The sequence below is a fragment of the Stenotrophomonas sp. B2 genome, from assembly GCF_014947095.1.
GTDB lineage: Bacteria > Pseudomonadota > Gammaproteobacteria > Xanthomonadales > Xanthomonadaceae > Stenotrophomonas > Stenotrophomonas maltophilia_P.
The window spans coordinates 80,015-94,847 of the sequence record NZ_JADCQA010000015.1 but is presented as its reverse complement, the minus strand read 5'-3'; the positions used below and the strand labels follow the sequence as shown (position 1 = coordinate 94,847).

The 14,833-nt window shown below is 67.7% G+C and carries 14 protein-coding genes; 6 read left to right on the top strand and 8 right to left on the bottom strand.

Going from position 1 to position 14,833, the window contains the following annotated elements:
- Nucleotides 1–6 precede the first annotated feature (6 nt).
- The 5 genes from IMX13_RS16605 to prpB form a co-directional block, all read right to left on the bottom strand.
- The gene (locus IMX13_RS16605; RefSeq protein WP_193396762.1) at nt 7–1,467 is read right to left on the bottom strand and encodes a bifunctional 2-methylcitrate dehydratase/aconitate hydratase; all 1,461 of its coding nucleotides are present in this window, start codon (nt 1,465–1,467) and stop codon (nt 7–9) included.
- Between the two features lie 99 nt (nt 1,468–1,566).
- Entirely contained in the window at nt 1,567–2,751 is a 1,185-nt protein-coding gene (prpF, locus tag IMX13_RS16600) for a 2-methylaconitate cis-trans isomerase PrpF (protein ID WP_193396761.1), read from the bottom strand.
- Between the two features lie 51 nt (nt 2,752–2,802).
- The gene (gene acnD, locus IMX13_RS16595) at nt 2,803–5,421 is read right to left on the bottom strand and encodes a Fe/S-dependent 2-methylisocitrate dehydratase AcnD (RefSeq protein ID WP_193396760.1); all 2,619 of its coding nucleotides are present in this window, start codon (nt 5,419–5,421) and stop codon (nt 2,803–2,805) included.
- Between the two features lie 98 nt (nt 5,422–5,519).
- Nucleotides 5,520–6,677 (bottom strand): 2-methylcitrate synthase, encoded by a 1,158-nt coding sequence (gene prpC, locus IMX13_RS16590; protein ID WP_053518648.1) that lies wholly within the window; start codon nt 6,675–6,677, stop codon nt 5,520–5,522.
- A 36-nt stretch (nt 6,678–6,713) separates the two neighbouring features.
- A complete protein-coding gene (gene prpB / locus IMX13_RS16585; RefSeq protein ID WP_053518670.1) occupies nt 6,714–7,607 on the bottom strand; it encodes a methylisocitrate lyase in 894 nt (297 codons plus the stop codon).
- Nucleotides 7,608–7,762: 155 nt separating this feature from the next.
- Here prpB and prpR point away from each other — a divergent pair, with 155 nt between their 5' ends.
- Complete coding sequence (gene prpR / locus IMX13_RS16580; protein WP_193396775.1) at nt 7,763–9,346, top strand: propionate catabolism operon regulatory protein PrpR; 1,584 nt, start codon at nt 7,763–7,765, stop codon at nt 9,344–9,346.
- Nucleotides 9,347–9,393: 47 nt separating this feature from the next.
- Here the strand turns inward: prpR and aacA are convergent, their stop codons facing one another.
- Nucleotides 9,394–9,861: an aminoglycoside 6'-N-acetyltransferase gene (aacA, locus tag IMX13_RS16575; protein WP_193396759.1), complete on the bottom strand. Its 468-nt coding sequence runs from the start codon at nt 9,859–9,861 to the stop codon at nt 9,394–9,396.
- The gene (pdxH, locus tag IMX13_RS16570) at nt 9,858–10,457 is read right to left on the bottom strand and encodes a pyridoxamine 5'-phosphate oxidase (protein ID WP_193396758.1); all 600 of its coding nucleotides are present in this window, start codon (nt 10,455–10,457) and stop codon (nt 9,858–9,860) included. Before pdxH ends, aacA begins: the two co-directional genes overlap by 4 nt.
- 40 nt (nt 10,458–10,497) lie before the next feature.
- On the opposite strand from pdxH, the gene IMX13_RS16565 reads away from it, so the two are divergent.
- Nucleotides 10,498–11,325, top strand: a complete 828-nt coding sequence (locus IMX13_RS16565) for a kinase (RefSeq protein WP_193396757.1) — start codon at nt 10,498–10,500, stop codon at nt 11,323–11,325.
- A 6-nt stretch (nt 11,326–11,331) separates the two neighbouring features.
- On the opposite strand, the gene IMX13_RS16560 is transcribed toward IMX13_RS16565, so the two are convergent.
- Nucleotides 11,332–11,535: a dodecin family protein gene (locus IMX13_RS16560; protein WP_053518657.1), complete on the bottom strand. Its 204-nt coding sequence runs from the start codon at nt 11,533–11,535 to the stop codon at nt 11,332–11,334.
- A 98-nt stretch (nt 11,536–11,633) separates the two neighbouring features.
- Between IMX13_RS16560 and IMX13_RS16555 the strand changes: the two genes are divergently transcribed.
- The 4 genes from IMX13_RS16555 to hemE all read left to right on the top strand — a co-directional run bounded on the left by IMX13_RS16555 (nt 11,634) and on the right by hemE (nt 14,755).
- Nucleotides 11,634–12,176 carry a shikimate kinase gene (locus IMX13_RS16555; RefSeq protein ID WP_065174808.1) on the top strand — a complete coding sequence of 181 codons (543 nt, stop codon included), beginning with the start codon at nt 11,634–11,636 and terminating at the stop codon, nt 12,174–12,176.
- Nucleotides 12,173–13,285, top strand: coding sequence for a 3-dehydroquinate synthase (gene aroB / locus IMX13_RS16550; protein WP_193396756.1), 1,113 nt, complete (start codon nt 12,173–12,175; stop codon nt 13,283–13,285). Before IMX13_RS16555 ends, aroB begins: the two co-directional genes overlap by 4 nt.
- Before the next feature lie 120 nt (nt 13,286–13,405).
- On the top strand, nt 13,406–13,645 hold the full coding sequence (locus IMX13_RS16545; RefSeq protein WP_053518663.1) for a WGR domain-containing protein: 240 nt from the start codon (nt 13,406–13,408) through the stop codon (nt 13,643–13,645).
- A 36-nt stretch (nt 13,646–13,681) separates the two neighbouring features.
- Entirely contained in the window at nt 13,682–14,755 is a 1,074-nt protein-coding gene (hemE, locus tag IMX13_RS16540; protein WP_193396755.1) for a uroporphyrinogen decarboxylase, read from the top strand.
- Nucleotides 14,756–14,833 lie beyond the last annotated feature (78 nt).

Below are 14,833 nucleotides of genomic sequence, written 5' to 3'. Positions count from 1 at the left end.
CGCGCCCTACCCCGGCCGGTACAGATCCACGTAGTCGGTCACCGGCATGGCCGCCAGCGCCACCGGGTCCAGCGAGGCCGCCAGGATGCGCTGCTGCTGGGTGGTGGGGAACCGATGGGCCAGATGCCGCCGGAACTTGTCCATCAACAGGGGCATGCCCTCGTCGCGTCGCCGGGCGTGGCCGAGCGGGTACTCGACCAGGACCTCCGGCAGTTCGCTGCCGTCGTTGAAGCGGACGGTCAGGCCGTTGGCGATGCTGCGCTTGTCCGGGTCCAGGTAATCCGCGCTGAGCTGCGGGTCTTCGTGGCAGGTCATTCGCGCGCGCAGCGCATCGATGCGGGGGTCAGCAGCGACATCGTCCTCGTAGTCCTCAGCCACCAGCCGCCCATGCAGCAGCGCGATGGCGACCATGTACTGCACGCAGTGGTCGCGGTCGGCCGGATTGTGCAGCGGGCCGCGCTTGTCGATGATGCGGATGCAGGCCTCCTGCGTGCGGATGGCGATATGCGCGATGTCATCGACGCTGCGCCCGCCTGCCCGCAGCTGCGCGTGCAGCGCGACCGCGGCCTCCACTGCGGTCTGGCCGTGGAACTCGGCGGGAAAACTGATCTTGAACAGCACGTTCTCCATCACGTAGCTGCCCAGCGGCCGCCCCAGCGTCACCGCCTGACCATGCATGGAGACCGCTTCGAAGCCCCAGGTGGGAGCGCTCAACACGCTGGGATACCCCATCTCGCCGCTGGCCGCCATCAGCGCCAGGCGCACGCCGCGACTGGTGGCATCGCCGGCGGCCCAGCTCTTGCGCGAACCGGTGTTGGGCGCATGCCGGTAGGTCCGCAGCGCCTGGCCATCGACCCAGGCCAGCGACAGCGCATTGAGCATGCGCTCGCGATCCAGCCCAAGCAGGCGGGCGACCACGGCGGTGGTGGCGACCTTCACCAGCACCACGTGGTCCAGCCCGACCCGGTTGAAGGAATTCTCCAGGGCCAGCACGCCCTGGATCTCGTGCGCCTTGATCATCGCCACCAGCACATCGTGCACGGTCGGCGGTGGACGACGCAGGGCCGCGGCATTGCGGCCCAGCCAATCGCAGACGGCCAGGATGCCGCCGAGATTATCCGACGGATGACCCCACTCGGCGGCCAGCCAGGTGTCGTTGAAGTCGAGCCAGCGCACCATCGCGCCGATATTGAACGCCGCCTGCACCGGATCCAGCACGTAGTGCGTTCCCGGCACGCGCGCGCCGTTGGTCACGCTGATGCCCGGCACCAGGGGCCCGAGCAGCTTACTGCAGGCCGGGAAGGACAGCGCTTCCAGGCCGCAACCGAGGGTATCCAGCAGGCAGTAATGCGCGGTCTGGAATGCCAGTGGCGAGTCGATGCGCACGTCGCGCACGTAATCGACGATGTCCTCCAGCAGCGCATCCCACGCGGCACGTTCGTTGGACGGGGTGTGGCTGTCGGACATCGTCTGTTCTCCGCTGACGCCGGACCACGCCCGGCGGTTCATGGGCGGGCCCTGCCGCGCTCGCCGGGCATGGCCCGGCGCTACCGCCATGGTCCCGCGTTACAAGGTGTCGGCCGGTACCCGCACGCTGCCTTCCATCAATACACGGGCGCTGCGGCTCATGATGGCCTTGGTCACTGTCCACTGGCCGTCAACGAGACCGGCCTGGGCGCCCACGCGCAGCGTGCCGGACGGATGCCCGAAGGTCACCCCCTCGCGCTGGCCACCGCCGGCGGCACGGTTGACCAGCGTGCCCGGAATCGCAGCAGCGGTACCGATCGCCACAGCGGCAGTGCCCATCATCGCGTGGTGCAGCTTGCCCATCGACAGCGCACGCGCATGCAGATCGATGGCCGATGCCGGGATTGCCTTGCCGCTGGACGATACATAGTCCTGTGCCGGTGCCACGAACGCCACTTTCGGCGTGTGCTGGCGGGTCGCCGCCTCTTCCAGCGTCGAGATCAGGCCCATGCGCAGCGCACCGTGTGCACGGATGCTCTCGAACTTCTGCAGGGCAGCCTTGTCGTCGTTGATCGCCGGCTGCAGCTCGGTACCGCTGTAGCCCAGATCGGCCGCATTGAGGAAGATGGTCGGGATGCCGGCGGTGATCATCGTCACCTCGAAACTGCCCACGCCCGGCACATCCAGGGTATCGACCAGGTTGCCGGTCGGGAACATCGCGCCCGCGTCGCCATCATCGGAGGGATCTATGAACTCAAGCTGGATCTCGGCGGCCGGGAAGGTCACGCCATCCAGCTCGAAATCACCGATCTCCTGCACCTCGCCATTGCGCATCGGCACGTGGGCGATGATGGTCTTGCCGATGTTGGCTTGCCAGATGCGCACGGTGCACAGGCCGTCGCGCGGCACCCGGGCCGGATCGATCAGGCCGTTGGCGATGGCGAACGGACCCACCGCAGTGCTGAGGTTGCCACAGTTGCCGCTCCAGTCGACGAACGCGGTGTCGATCGAAACCTGGCCGTACAGATAGTCCACATCGTGATCGGGCACGGACGCACTGGAGATGATCACGCACTTGCTGGTGCTGGACGTGGCCCCGCCCATGCCATCGGTGTGCTTGCCATAGGGATCGGGCGACCCGATCACGCGCATCAGCAGCGCATCACGTGCCGGGCCCGGCACCTGTGCGGCTGCGGGCAGGTCCTGCAGGCGGAAGAACACGCCCTTGCTGGTGCCACCGCGCATGTAGGTGGCGGCAATGCGGAGTTGCGGAAGAAAGCTCATGGAACGGTTCCTTGCAATGAAAGACGGCCCGTTGCCGGGCCGTCGGTTGTCTCATGCCACCCGGGCACCTTCGAGGAAATCCTGGGCGAAGCGCTGCAGTACACCGCCCGCTTCGTAGATCGCAACTTCCTCGTCGCTGTCCAGGCGACAGGTGACCGGCACGATGATGTCCTGCCCATCGCGGCGGTGGATGACCAGGGTCAGGTCGGCGCGCGGCGTGCGCTCGCCCACCACGTCGAAGGTCTCGGTACCGTCGATGCCCAGGGTCAGCCGGGTGGTGCCCGGCTTGAACTCCAGCGGCAGCACGCCCATGCCGATCAGGTTGGTGCGGTGGATGCGCTCGAAGCCTTCCGCCGCGATCGCTTCCACGCCGGCCAGGCGCACGCCCTTCGCCGCCCAGTCACGCGAGCTGCCCTGGCCGTAGTCGGCACCGGCGATGATGATCAGCGGCTGCTTGCGCTCCATGTAGGTCTCGATCGCCTCCCACATGCGCATCACCTTGCCCTCCGGCTCCACCCGCGCCAGCGAGCCCTGCTTCACGCTGCCGTCGTCGTTGCGCACCATCTCGTTGAACAGTTTCGGGTTGGCGAAGGTGGCGCGCTGCGCCGTCAGGTGGTCGCCGCGGTGGGTTGCGTAGGAATTGAAGTCCTCTTCCGGCAGGCCCATCTTCGCCAGGTATTCGCCGGCGGCACTGGAGGCCAGGATTGCGTTGGACGGCGACAGGTGGTCGGTGGTGATGTTGTCCGGCAGCACCGCCAGCGCGCGCATGCCCGCCAGCGTGCGTTCACCGGCCAGCGCCCCCTCCCAGTACGGCGGGCGGCGGATGTAGGTGCTCTGCGGGCGCCAGTCATACACCGGACTGACCGCCGCCCCCTGCTCCACGCGCACGTTGAACATCGGGTTGTAGACGCTGCGGAACTGCTCGGGCTTCACCGCCGCCTTCACCACTGCATCGATCTCGGCATCGCTCGGCCAGATGTCCTTCAGGCGCACCTCGTTGCCGTCGGCGTCCACGCCAAGCACGTCCTTCTCGATGTCGAAGCGCATGGTGCCGGCAATGGCATAGGCGATCACCAGTGGCGGCGATGCCAGGAAGGCCTGCTTTGCGTAAGGATGGATGCGGCCATCGAAGTTGCGGTTACCCGACAGCACGGCGGTGGCATACAGGTCGCGGTCGATGATTTCCTGCTGGATCGCCGGATCCAGCGCACCGCTCATGCCGTTGCACGTGGTGCAGGCGAACGCGACGATGCCGAAGCCGAGCTTTTCCAGCTCCGGCAGCAGGCCGGCCTCTTCCAGATACAGCTGCACCGCCTTTGAACCCGGGGCCAGCGACGACTTGACCCACGGCTTGCGCAGCAGGCCGCGCTCGTTGGCCTTGCGCGCCAGCAGGCCGGCGGCGATCACGTTGCGCGGGTTGGAGGTGTTGGTGCAGCTGGTAATGGCGGCGATGATCACCGCGCCATCAGGCATCAGGCCCCGCAGCTGCTCGGCCTTGCCGGCATCGAGCTTGGCTGCGTCGGCGATGCCGCGCTCGGCCAGCTCGGCCACCGGCAGGCGGCGATGCGGATTGCTCGGGCCCGCCATGTTGCGGACCACGCTGGACAGGTCGAAGCGCAGCACGCGCTCGTACTGCGCCGTGGCCAGCGTATCGGCCCACAGACCGGTGCTGCGTGCGTAGTTCTCCACCAGCGCCACCTGCGATTCCTCGCGACCGGTCAGGCGCAGGTAATCGATGGTCTGCCCGTCGATGTAGAACATCGCCGCGGTCGCGCCGTATTCCGGGCACATGTTGGAGATGGTGGCACGGTCACCGATGGTCAGCGCGGCCGCACCCTCGCCGAAGAATTCAAGCCAGGCGCCCACCACGCGTTCCTTGCGCAGGAACTCGGTCAGGGCCAGCACCACGTCGGTGGCGGTGATCCCTGGCTGCGGCCGACCGGTCAGTTCCACGCCGATGATGTCGGGCAGGCGCATCCACGACGCGCGGCCGAGCATCACGTTCTCGGCCTCCAGGCCGCCGACACCGATGGCGATCACGCCCAGCGCATCAACGTGCGGGGTATGGCTGTCGGTGCCCACGCAGGTATCCGGGAAGGCCACGCCGTCCTGCACGTAGATCACCGGCGACATCTTCTCCAGGTTGATCTGGTGCATGATGCCGTTGCCCGGCGGAATCACATCCACGTTCTGGAACGCCCGCTTGGTCCAGTCGATGAAATGGAAGCGATCCTCGTTGCGGCGATCCTCGATGGCGCGGTTCTTCTCGAATGCCTGCGGATCGAAACCACCGCACTCCACCGCCAGCGAGTGATCAACGATCAGCTGTACCGGCACCACCGGGTTGACCTTGGCCGGATCGCCGCCCTTGTCGGCGATCGCATCGCGCAGGCCGGCGAGATCCACCAGCGCGGTCTGACCGAGAATGTCATGGCACACCACGCGCGCCGGGAACCAGGGAAAATCCAGGTCGCGGCGACGTTCGATCAGCTGCGTCAGCGAGGCGGTGAGCATCGCCGGATCGCAACGCCGTACCAGGTTCTCGGCCAGCACGCGCGAGACATACGGCAGCGTGGCGTAGGCGCCGGGCTGGATCGCATCGACCGCAGCGCGCGCATCGAAGTAGTCCAGCGGGGTGCCGGGGAGGGTCTTGCGGTAATCGGTATTCATGGGCTGGCGGAATGCTTGGGGCGGGCCGGATGCCGGCGAGCGGCAATGAAGGCATCCGGCCGGCACCTGGCCGACCGGATGGATGGATCACGCGGCGGTCAGGCGCGCTTGTCGATGGCCACGAACTCGCGATCTTCCGGGCCGATGTAGTTCGCGCTCGGACGGATGATCTTGCCGTCGATGCGCTGCTCGACGATGTGCGCGCTCCAGCCGGCGGTGCGGGCGATGACGAACAGCGGGGTGAACATCGCGGTCGGCACGCCCATCATGTGGTAGCTGACGGCGCTGAACCAGTCCAGGTTCGGGAACATTTTCTTGATGTCCCACATCACCGTCTCCAGGCGCTCGGCGATGTCGTACATCTTCATGCTCGACTGTTCTTCGGACAGCTCACGGGCGACGTCCTTGATCACCTTGTTGCGCGGGTCGGACACGGTGTACACCGGGTGGCCGAAGCCGATCACCACTTCCTTGCGCTCGACGCGGGCCTTGATGTCCTCTTCGGCCTCATCCGGGCTGTCGTAGCGCTTCTGCACCTCGAAGGCCACTTCATTGGCACCGCCGTGCTTGGGGCCGCGCAGCGCGCCGATGCCACCGCAGATCGCACTGTACATGTCGCTGCCGGTACCGGCGATGACACGGCAGGTGAAGGTGGACGCATTGAACTCGTGCTCTGCGTACAGGATCAGCGAGGTGTGCATCGCCTTCACCCACGAATCCTGTGGCTTCTCGCCATGCAGCAGGTGCAGGAAGTGGCCACCGATGGAATCGTCATCGGTTTCCACGTCGATGGCGCGGCCGTTGTGGCTCCAGTGGTACCAGTACAGCAGCATCGAGCCGAGGCAGGCCATCAGCTTGTCGGCGATGTCGCGTGCACCCGGATGGTTGTGGTCATCCTTTTCCGGCGCCACGCAGCCGAGCACCGACACGCCGGTGCGCATCACATCCATCGGGTGTGCCGACGGCGGCAGTTCTTCCAGCGCGGCTTTCACCGCGGCCGGGATGCCACGCAGCGACTTCAGCTTGGCCTTGTACGAAACCAGCTCGGCGCGGGTCGGCAGCTTGCCGTGCACCAGCAGGTACGCGATTTCCTCGAATTCGCTGGTGTTGGCCAGATCCAGGATGTCGTAGCCACGGTAGTGCAGGTCATTGCCGCTGCGACCGACGCTGCACAGCGCGGTGTTGCCGGCGGCAGTGCCGGACAGGGCGACGGATTTCTTCGGCTTGAAGGTCGGGGTTGCGGTCGTATCGTTCATGTTTCCCTCCGAAAACTTGATGGTGCAGGGTACTGCTTATTTCTTGGCGGCGAACAGTGCGTCGAGCTGCTGCTCGAACGCGTGGTAGCCGATGCGGTCGTACAGTTCTTCGCGGGTCTGCATGGCGTCGACCACGCTGCGCTGGTGACCGTCGCGGCGCACCGCCTGGTAGACGTTCTCCGCCGCCTTGTTCGCCGCGCGGAACGCCGACAGCGGGAACAGCTGGATGGCGACCCCGGCCGAGGCCAGCTCGTCGCGGCTGAACAGCGGCGTCGCACCGAATTCGGTGATGTTGGCCAGCACCGGCACCTTCACTGCATCGACGAAGCGGCGGTAGGTATCCAGATCGTAGGCAGCCTCGGCGAAGATGCCATCAGCGCCCGCTTCGACACAGGCGATGGCGCGCTCGATGGCCTTGTCCACGCCGTCCACCTGGATGGCATCGGTGCGTGCGATCAGGAAGAAATCCGGATCGGTCTTTGCATCAGCGGCGGCCTTCACGCGGTCGACCATCTCACCCTGCGAAACGATCTCCTTGCCGGGACGGTGACCACAGCGCTTGGCGCCCACCTGGTCCTCGATGTGGCAGGCGGCCGCGCCGGCCTTGATCAGCGACTTCACGGTGCGCGCGATGTTGAACGCGCTGGGTCCGAAGCCGGTATCGATGTCCACCATCAGCGGCAGGTCGCAGACGTCGGTGATGCGGCGCACGTCCACCAGCACGTCTTCCAGGGTGTTGATGCCCAGGTCCGGCAGGCCCAGCGAGCCTGCGGCAACACCACCGCCGGACAGGTAGATGGCGCGGAAGCCGGCGCGCTTGGCCAGCAGGGCGTGGTTGGCGTTGATCGCACCGATCACCTGCAGCGGCGATTCGGCGGCCAGAGCCTCGCGGAAGCGGGCACCGGCGGAAGAAGGGGCGGAAGCGGTCATGCGGCAATCCATGTTGAGGAACAGGTGGACAGGCGCAAGCACCATGCCAAGCTGCAAGCGATTGATTTCAAAGGCATGATCGGCTGACAGCCATGAAACATATGAAACATTGAAACAGATGTATCATGAAACACTCCCGTGCCGGTGTCCGCCCCATGTACCTGCCCCGCTCGCCCCTGCGCCATGCCGATGCCGACCCCGGTCGCCCGGTGATCTGGACGGTCAGCGTTTCGCGGCTGACCGGCCTGCTGGGTGACGTCATTCCCGAGTTCGACCGCCGCGCGCGCATCGAGCAGATCAACCTCGGCTTCGAAGAGGCAGTGGAGGTGATCGGCCAACGCCTGCGCCGCGAGCACTGCGACGTGGTGATTGCCGGTGGCTCGAACGCGGCCTGGCTGCGCAGTCGGCTCGACCTGCCGCTGGTGCCGATCCAGGCCAACGGCTTCGACCTGATGGAGGCTCTGGCGCGCGCGCGCCGCATCGCCGCACGCATCGGCCTGGTCACCCATGCCAGCGACGTGCCGGTGTTCAGCGGCTTCCAGCAGAGCTTCGGCCTGGATATCGAGCACCGCCGCTTCGTCACCCGCGAAGATGCGCGCGACTGCATCGCCGATCTGCGTGCCAACGGCATCGAAGTGATCGTCGGCACCGGGATGGCCATCGACCATGCCGAGCAGGCCGGGCTGCCGGGCGTGCTGCTGTATTCGGCCGACTCGGTACGGCAGGCCTTCGAGCATGCGCTGGAACTGACCCAGACCTTGGCACGCTCGGTGGGTCCACGCCCCACCACGCGGCGCAGTGCCGCCCCGCGCGGCGATGCATACGCGCTGCTCGGCGACAGCGAGGCGATGGCGCAGGTGCGCGCACAGATCGCGCTCTATGCACCGCACGACAGCACCGTGCTGGTCACCGGCGAGACCGGTACCGGCAAGGAACTGGTGGCACGGCAACTGCACGCCGCCAGCGGCCGGCGCGGTCGTTTCGTCGCGCTGAACTGCGGCGCGATCAGCGAATCGCTGCTGGAAGCCGAACTGTTCGGCTACAGCGATGGCGCCTTCACGGGCGCACGTCGTGGCGGCCGGGTCGGCCTGGTCGAAGCGGCCGATGGCGGCACACTGTTCCTTGACGAGATCGGCGAGCTGCCCTTGCCGCTGCAGACCCGCCTGCTGCGCGTGCTGGAAGAACGTGAAGTGCTGCGCGTCGGCGCCACCGAACCAACACCCGTGGACCTGCGGGTGGTGGCCGCGACGCTGCAGTCGCTGGAGCATCGCGCAGCTGCCGGCAGCTTCAGGCGCGACCTCTACTACCGGCTGGCGGCACTGCGCATCGCACTGCCCCCGCTGCGTGCCCGGCGCGCTGACATCCCGCTGCTGACCCGGCACTTCTTCCGCCAGCTGCGCGGTATCGACGCCCCCCTGGACCAGGACGCGATGGCAGTGCTGGGTGCCGCCGACTGGCCGGGCAATGTGAGAGAACTGCGCAATCTGGTCGACCGCCTGCGCATCCACTGGCAGCCGGCAGACGGGATGATCGACGCTGGGCGCCTGCTGCAGCTCGCGCCGGAACTGGCGCGCGAAAGCACCCCGTCCCTGCGGCTGGAAAGCAATGGCAGGCGCCCGGCACGGGCCCAGCTGCAGGCGCTGCTGCAGGAACACCGCAATGACCGCGAAGGCATGGCCCAGGTGCTCGGCGTATCACGCACCACCTTGTGGCGCTGGCTGCGCGCGGAAGGAATGTAGGCAGGCGCAGCGCGGACCGCGCGGCGCGCCGCCAGCCAAGGTTGGCACTACCCCCGCGTGGCCGCGTCCAGCGGCATGCGGAAATAGACCACCCGCTCGGTCTCTACAAAGCCACAGGCGCGGTGTGCCGCGTGCGCCTCTACGTCCTCCAGGCGGCTGTCCGAGGCCAGCTCGCTGCAGCCCGCGTCCCGCGTCCACGCCTGCACTTCCGCCAGCAGGGCACGGCCGACAGCGCGGCCCTGCCACTGCGGCGTTACATACCAGCCTTCCAGGAACCCGACCGGCGAGGAACCGGTGCCGTTCACATAGTCGTGGCGCAGGCGTACCTCGGCGAAACCGACCGCCTCACCATCAGCCGCGCACGCCAGGAACACCGCACCTTCCGGATCGGCCAGCGATTGCGCCAGCTCCTCCAGCGGATCATCGGCGTCGGGCCACAGGCCCACGCGCAGCCGCGACCATGCAGCGGCATCGGCCGGTGTGGCCTGGCGGATCGTGGCAGCGCAGCCGCTCACGGATACAATAGGCGCTTGCTCCAGCGCCCCTCGGCGCCGGCTTCATAGCACCACCGCTCGTGCAGGCGGAACTGCGCGCCGTACCAGAACTCGATGCGGTCGGGCACCACGCGCAGGCCACTCCAGCCGTCCGGACGCGGCACGTCCTTGCCCTCGAAACGTGCCTCGACCTCGGCCACGCGCGCATCGAACTCTTCGCGCGTTGCAAGCGTCTTCGACTGCTGCGAGGCCCACGCGCCGATCTGGCTCATGCGCGGACGGCTGGCGAAATAGGCGTCTGCTTCCGCATCGGCCACCTGTTCGACACGGCCTTCGATGCGCACCTGGATGCCGGCCTCGCGCAGGCTGCGCCACAGGAACAGCAGGGCCGCCTGCGGATTGGCCCGCAGCTCCTGGCCCTTGTGGCTGTCCAGGTGGGTATAGAACACGAAGCCACGCTCATCGAAGGCCTTCAGCAGCACGGTGCGCGCCGATGGACGACCGTGCAGGTCGGCACTGGCCAAGGTCATCGCGTTCGGCTCGACCTCGCGGCTCTGTTTGGCCTCGTCGAACAGGGCCGCAAACGTGGACAGGGCTTCGGCGTACAGGTCGCTCATGATTGCGTTCTTCTCACACGGATTGATCTATTGTGGCGGCATGGTCGCTGCTGCGTATATGCCCCAGGTGAAAGGATTTCCCGAAACATTGGCCGAGCAGGCACTGGATGATGCGCTGGGCAGCGGCGCGGCGGTTCCAGTATTGGCGATCAGCGGGCTGCAGGGGAGCGGCAAATCGACGCTGGCCGAGCAGGTGGTGGCGCGCGCCCGGAACCGGGGCCTGAACGCCGCGACGCTGTCCATCGATGATGTCTATCTGACGCGCGCGCAACGGCAGCGGCTGGCACGCCAGGTCCATCCGCTGTTGATCACCCGGGGGCCGCCGGGCACCCACGACCTGCCGCTGGTCCACGCGCTGCTCGATGCCGCCGCCGCGCGCGAACCACTGGCGCTGCCGCGCTTCGACAAGCTGGCCGACGAGCGCCTGCCACAGGCGCAGTGGCCACGGCTGGAAAAGCCGCTGGACCTGCTGGTGTTCGAAGGCTGGTTCCTGGGCACACCGGCGCAGGACGAATCCGAACTGGCTCAGCCGTTGAACGCCCTTGAACGTGATGCCGACAGCGATGGCCGCTGGCGCCACTGGTGCAACCAGGCCCTGGGCCGCGACTACCCGGCATTGTGGCAACGCTGTGACCGCCTGTGGTTCCTGCAGCCGCCGGACTTCTCGGTAGTACCGCGCTGGCGCTGGCAGCAGGAGCAGAGCCTGCAGGCGGCCCAGCCCGGCCGGCATGGCATGAGCCGGCCGCAGCTGGAGCGCTTCGTGCAGTACTTCGAGCGGGTCAGCCGGCAGGCACTGCATGCACTGCCGGCCCTCGCCGACCGGGTGGTGGTGCTGGATGCGCACCGCCAGGTACAGGCACTGCGCTGAGGCCCCTCATTCCACCAGGAAGGTCACCCGCAGATTGACCCGCCACTCGGTGATCTCACCGCTGCCATTGGTGACCACCTTGGTCTCGTTGATCCAGGCCCCCTGGATGCCCTTCACGGTTCCGGAGACCTTCTTCAGGCCGCTGCGCACGGCATCCTCCACGCTCGTGGGCGAAGAGGCGGTGATTTCGATGACCTTGGCAACCGACATGGCCTGTACTCCGTTGAACGCGGGAATCCCCGCAGGAAGTCCCACCCTGACGTGAAGGACGTAAAGGCCGGGGCACGGAGGTGTTAGCATCAGGGCGCATGAATCCTGCTCCGAACCTGATCCTGATCGGCCCGATGGGCGCCGGCAAAACCTGCATCGGCCGCCGCCTCGCCGAGCGCTTCACGCTGGACTTCGTCGATGTCGACCAGTCCATCGTCGACGCCGCCGGAGCCAGCATTCCCACGATCTTCGAGCACTCCGGCGAAACCGGCTTCCGCAGCCTCGAGCGCGACGCGCTGGCCCGCCTCCTGCAGGGCCACGGCCAACTGGTCTCGACCGGCGGCGGAGCGGTACTGGACCCGGACAACCGGGCATTGATCGCCCGCCGTGGCTTCGTGGTCTACCTGCGCGTCAGCGTGACCGCGCAACTGGAACGGCTGGCCCGCGACAAGGCCCGGCCGTTGCTGCAGCGCCCCGACCGCGAGCAGGTGCTGCATGACCTGGCCGCCCATCGCGATCCGCTGTACCGCGAACTGGCCGACCTCACCCTTGATACCGACCCGTACACCGCTGCCGACGCCACCGCCCAGCTGGTCGTCAAGCTCGCCGCGCAATGGCAGCGCCAGGACCTGATCGCATGACTTCCCCCACTCCGCTGCAGGTCGCCGTTGGCGGTGACCGCCCTTACACCATCTCCATCGGCGCCGGCGTCCAGAGCAATGGCCCTGCCCTCGCCCGCCACGTGCGGGGGCGCCACGTCCTGCTGCTCAGCGACAGCGACGTCGCCCCGCTGTACCTGGCGCGGCTGAAGCAGACCCTGCTGGCCACGCGTCCGGACCTGGTCGTCGGCGAACACGTGCTGGCCGCCGGCGAAGCCTCCAAGACCCTGGCTGAATTCGGCCGCGCCATTGAAGCGCTGGCAGCCCTGGGCGCCACCCGCGATGCCTGTGTGTTCGCGCTCGGTGGGGGTGTCGTCGGCGACCTGGCCGGCTTCGCCGCAGCCTGCTGGATGCGGGGCATCGACTGCGTGCAGCTGCCGACCACGCTGCTGGCGATGGTCGATTCGTCGGTGGGCGGCAAGACTGCCGTGGACATTCCTGCCGGCAAGAATCTGGTCGGTGCCTTCCATCCGCCGCGCGCGGTGGTGGCCGATACCGCGGTGCTGGCCACCCTGCCGCCGCGCGAGCTGCGCGCGGGGCTGGCCGAAGTGGTGAAGTACGGCGCACTGGGCGATGCGGATTTCTTCGACTGGCTGCAGCACCACGCCGACGCGCTGTCCGCTGGCGAGGACGCGGTGCTGGCCGAAGCCATCGCCCGCAGCTGCAGGCACAAGGCCGCCATCGTCGAGCGCGATCCGTTCGAGAAGGGGGAGCGTGCCCTGCTGAACCTCGGCCACACCTTCGGCCATGCCATCGAAACCGAACAGGGCTATTCGGCGCCGGGCCGCGATGCGCTGAACCATGGCGAGGCGGTGGCAGTGGGCATGGTGCTGGCGGCCAGGCTGTCCACCGATCTCGGCCTGGCCGACGATGCCGACCGCGCGCGCCTGCAGGCGCTGCTGGAAAGGCTCGGGCTGCCGGTCGCGATCCCGGCCGGCCTGGATCCGCAGGCCCTGCTCGGCCGCATGCGGCTGGACAAGAAGAACGTGGCCGGTCGACTGCGCCTGGTGCTCTGGCGCGGCATGGGTCGGGCCGAGGTGGTGCCGGACGTGGATGAAGCAGCGGTATTGAAGGTGCTGGGCCAGGGTTGATCGCTTCCGCGTTCGCCGGGCATGGCCCGGCGCTACCCGGGTTTCCTGAGCGTCCGCCGGGCATGGCCCGGCGCTACCGCGTTGCGGCCGGGGTCACCCTGGCCCCGCTACAATCGCGCCATGCATGTCTACCTGCAACATCCCGAGGCCGGTGCGCAGGCACCGCGGTTCCTGCGCCTGAGCCTGCAGCCGGATCTTTTCGGCGGCTGGGAGCTGCTGCGCGAAAGCGGCCGCGTCGGTGGCCGCTCGCAGCTGCGCCGCGAGCTGTTCCTGCAGGCCGACGAAGCCCGCCACGCCTTCGAGAAGGCGCGCGATGCCGAACTGCATCGTGGCTTCCAGATCCTTTCGCACGGCGACTGACGCCGCTGCCCACCTTCGATCCAAGGAACGTTCAACGTGACCAGCCCTCTCCGCAATGATCGCCTGCTACGCGCTCTGCGCCGCGAACCGGTGGATTGCACGCCCGTCTGGCTGATGCGCCAGGCCGGCCGCTACCTGCCGGAGTACCGCGCGACCCGGGCCAAGGCCGGCAGCTTCCTGGCGATGGCCAAGAACCCGGAGATCGCCTGCGAAGTCACCCTGCAGCCGCTGCGGCGTTTCCCACTGGATGCCGCCATCCTGTTCTCGGACATCCTCACCATCCCCGACGCGATGGGGCTGGAGTTGTACTTCGTCGAAGGCGAAGGCCCCAAGTTCCGCCACCCGGTGCGTGAGGAAGCCGCCATCGCCAGGCTGGCGGTGCCGGACATGGAGCAGGATCTGGGCTACGTGATGGATGCGGTGCGCCTGATCCGCCGCGAGCTGGATGGCCAGGTGCCGCTGATCGGTTTCTCCGGCAGCCCATGGACACTGGCCTGCTACATGGTGGAAGGCGGCGGCAGCAAGGATTTCTCGCGCATCAAGGCCATGGCGCTGAACCACCCGCAGGCGCTGCACCGCCTGCTGGAGGTCACCACCGACGCGGTCATCGCCTACCTGGGCGCGCAACGCGCCGCGGGCGCACAGGCCCTGCAGGTTTTCGACACCTGGGGCGGCGTGCTGTCGCCGGCGATGTACCGCGAATTCTCGCTGCGCTACCTGCAGCGGATTGCCCAGGGCCTGGACCGTGGCGAAGCCAGCGAGCGTACGCCGCTGATCCTGTTCGGCAAGGGCACCGGCCTGCACCTGGAAGCACTGTCGCAGACCGGTGCGGATGCACTGGGCCTGGACTGGACGCTGGACCTGGACGAAGCGCTGCGCCGCACCGGTGGTCGCGTTGCCCTGCAGGGCAACCTCGACCCCACCACGCTGTACGCTTCGCCCGATGCGATCGCCACCGCTGCCGCGCGCGTGCTCGATACCTACGCCGCCGGCAATGGCGGGTCGCGCGAGGGCCACGTGTTCAACCTGGGCCATGGCATGTCACCGGACATGGACCCGGCCCACGTGCAGGTACTGGTCGACGCGGTGCACGCGCACAGCCAGCGCTGAGCAGTGCGCATGCGGTTGCGGCGCGGTGTTGATCGCGCCGTGACCCGCAGTGCGCGATCATGGCGCCCCCACGTTGCA

What these genes read in the sequence shown, in the direction of transcription:
- acnD (WP_193396760.1), bottom strand. Translation starts at nt 5,421, where the DNA reads ATGAATACCGATTACCGCAAGACCCTCCCCGGCACCCCGCTGGACTAC.
- pdxH (WP_193396758.1), bottom strand. Translation starts at nt 10,457, where the DNA reads ATGAGCGACCTGTACGCCGAAGCCCTGTCCACGTTTGCGGCCCTGTTC.
- IMX13_RS16565 (WP_193396757.1), top strand. Translation starts at nt 10,498, where the DNA reads ATGGTCGCTGCTGCGTATATGCCCCAGGTGAAAGGATTTCCCGAAACA.
- IMX13_RS16605 (WP_193396762.1), bottom strand. Translation starts at nt 1,467, where the DNA reads ATGTCCGACAGCCACACCCCGTCCAACGAACGTGCCGCGTGGGATGCG.
- IMX13_RS16545 (WP_053518663.1), top strand. Translation starts at nt 13,406, where the DNA reads ATGCATGTCTACCTGCAACATCCCGAGGCCGGTGCGCAGGCACCGCGG.
- IMX13_RS16555 (WP_065174808.1), top strand. Translation starts at nt 11,634, where the DNA reads ATGAATCCTGCTCCGAACCTGATCCTGATCGGCCCGATGGGCGCCGGC.
- aroB (WP_193396756.1), top strand. Translation starts at nt 12,173, where the DNA reads ATGACTTCCCCCACTCCGCTGCAGGTCGCCGTTGGCGGTGACCGCCCT.
- prpB (WP_053518670.1), bottom strand. Translation starts at nt 7,607, where the DNA reads ATGACCGCTTCCGCCCCTTCTTCCGCCGGTGCCCGCTTCCGCGAGGCT.
- prpR (WP_193396775.1), top strand. Translation starts at nt 7,763, where the DNA reads ATGTACCTGCCCCGCTCGCCCCTGCGCCATGCCGATGCCGACCCCGGT.
- prpC (WP_053518648.1), bottom strand. Translation starts at nt 6,677, where the DNA reads ATGAACGATACGACCGCAACCCCGACCTTCAAGCCGAAGAAATCCGTC.
- IMX13_RS16560 (WP_053518657.1), bottom strand. Translation starts at nt 11,535, where the DNA reads ATGTCGGTTGCCAAGGTCATCGAAATCACCGCCTCTTCGCCCACGAGC.
- prpF (WP_193396761.1), bottom strand. Translation starts at nt 2,751, where the DNA reads ATGAGCTTTCTTCCGCAACTCCGCATTGCCGCCACCTACATGCGCGGT.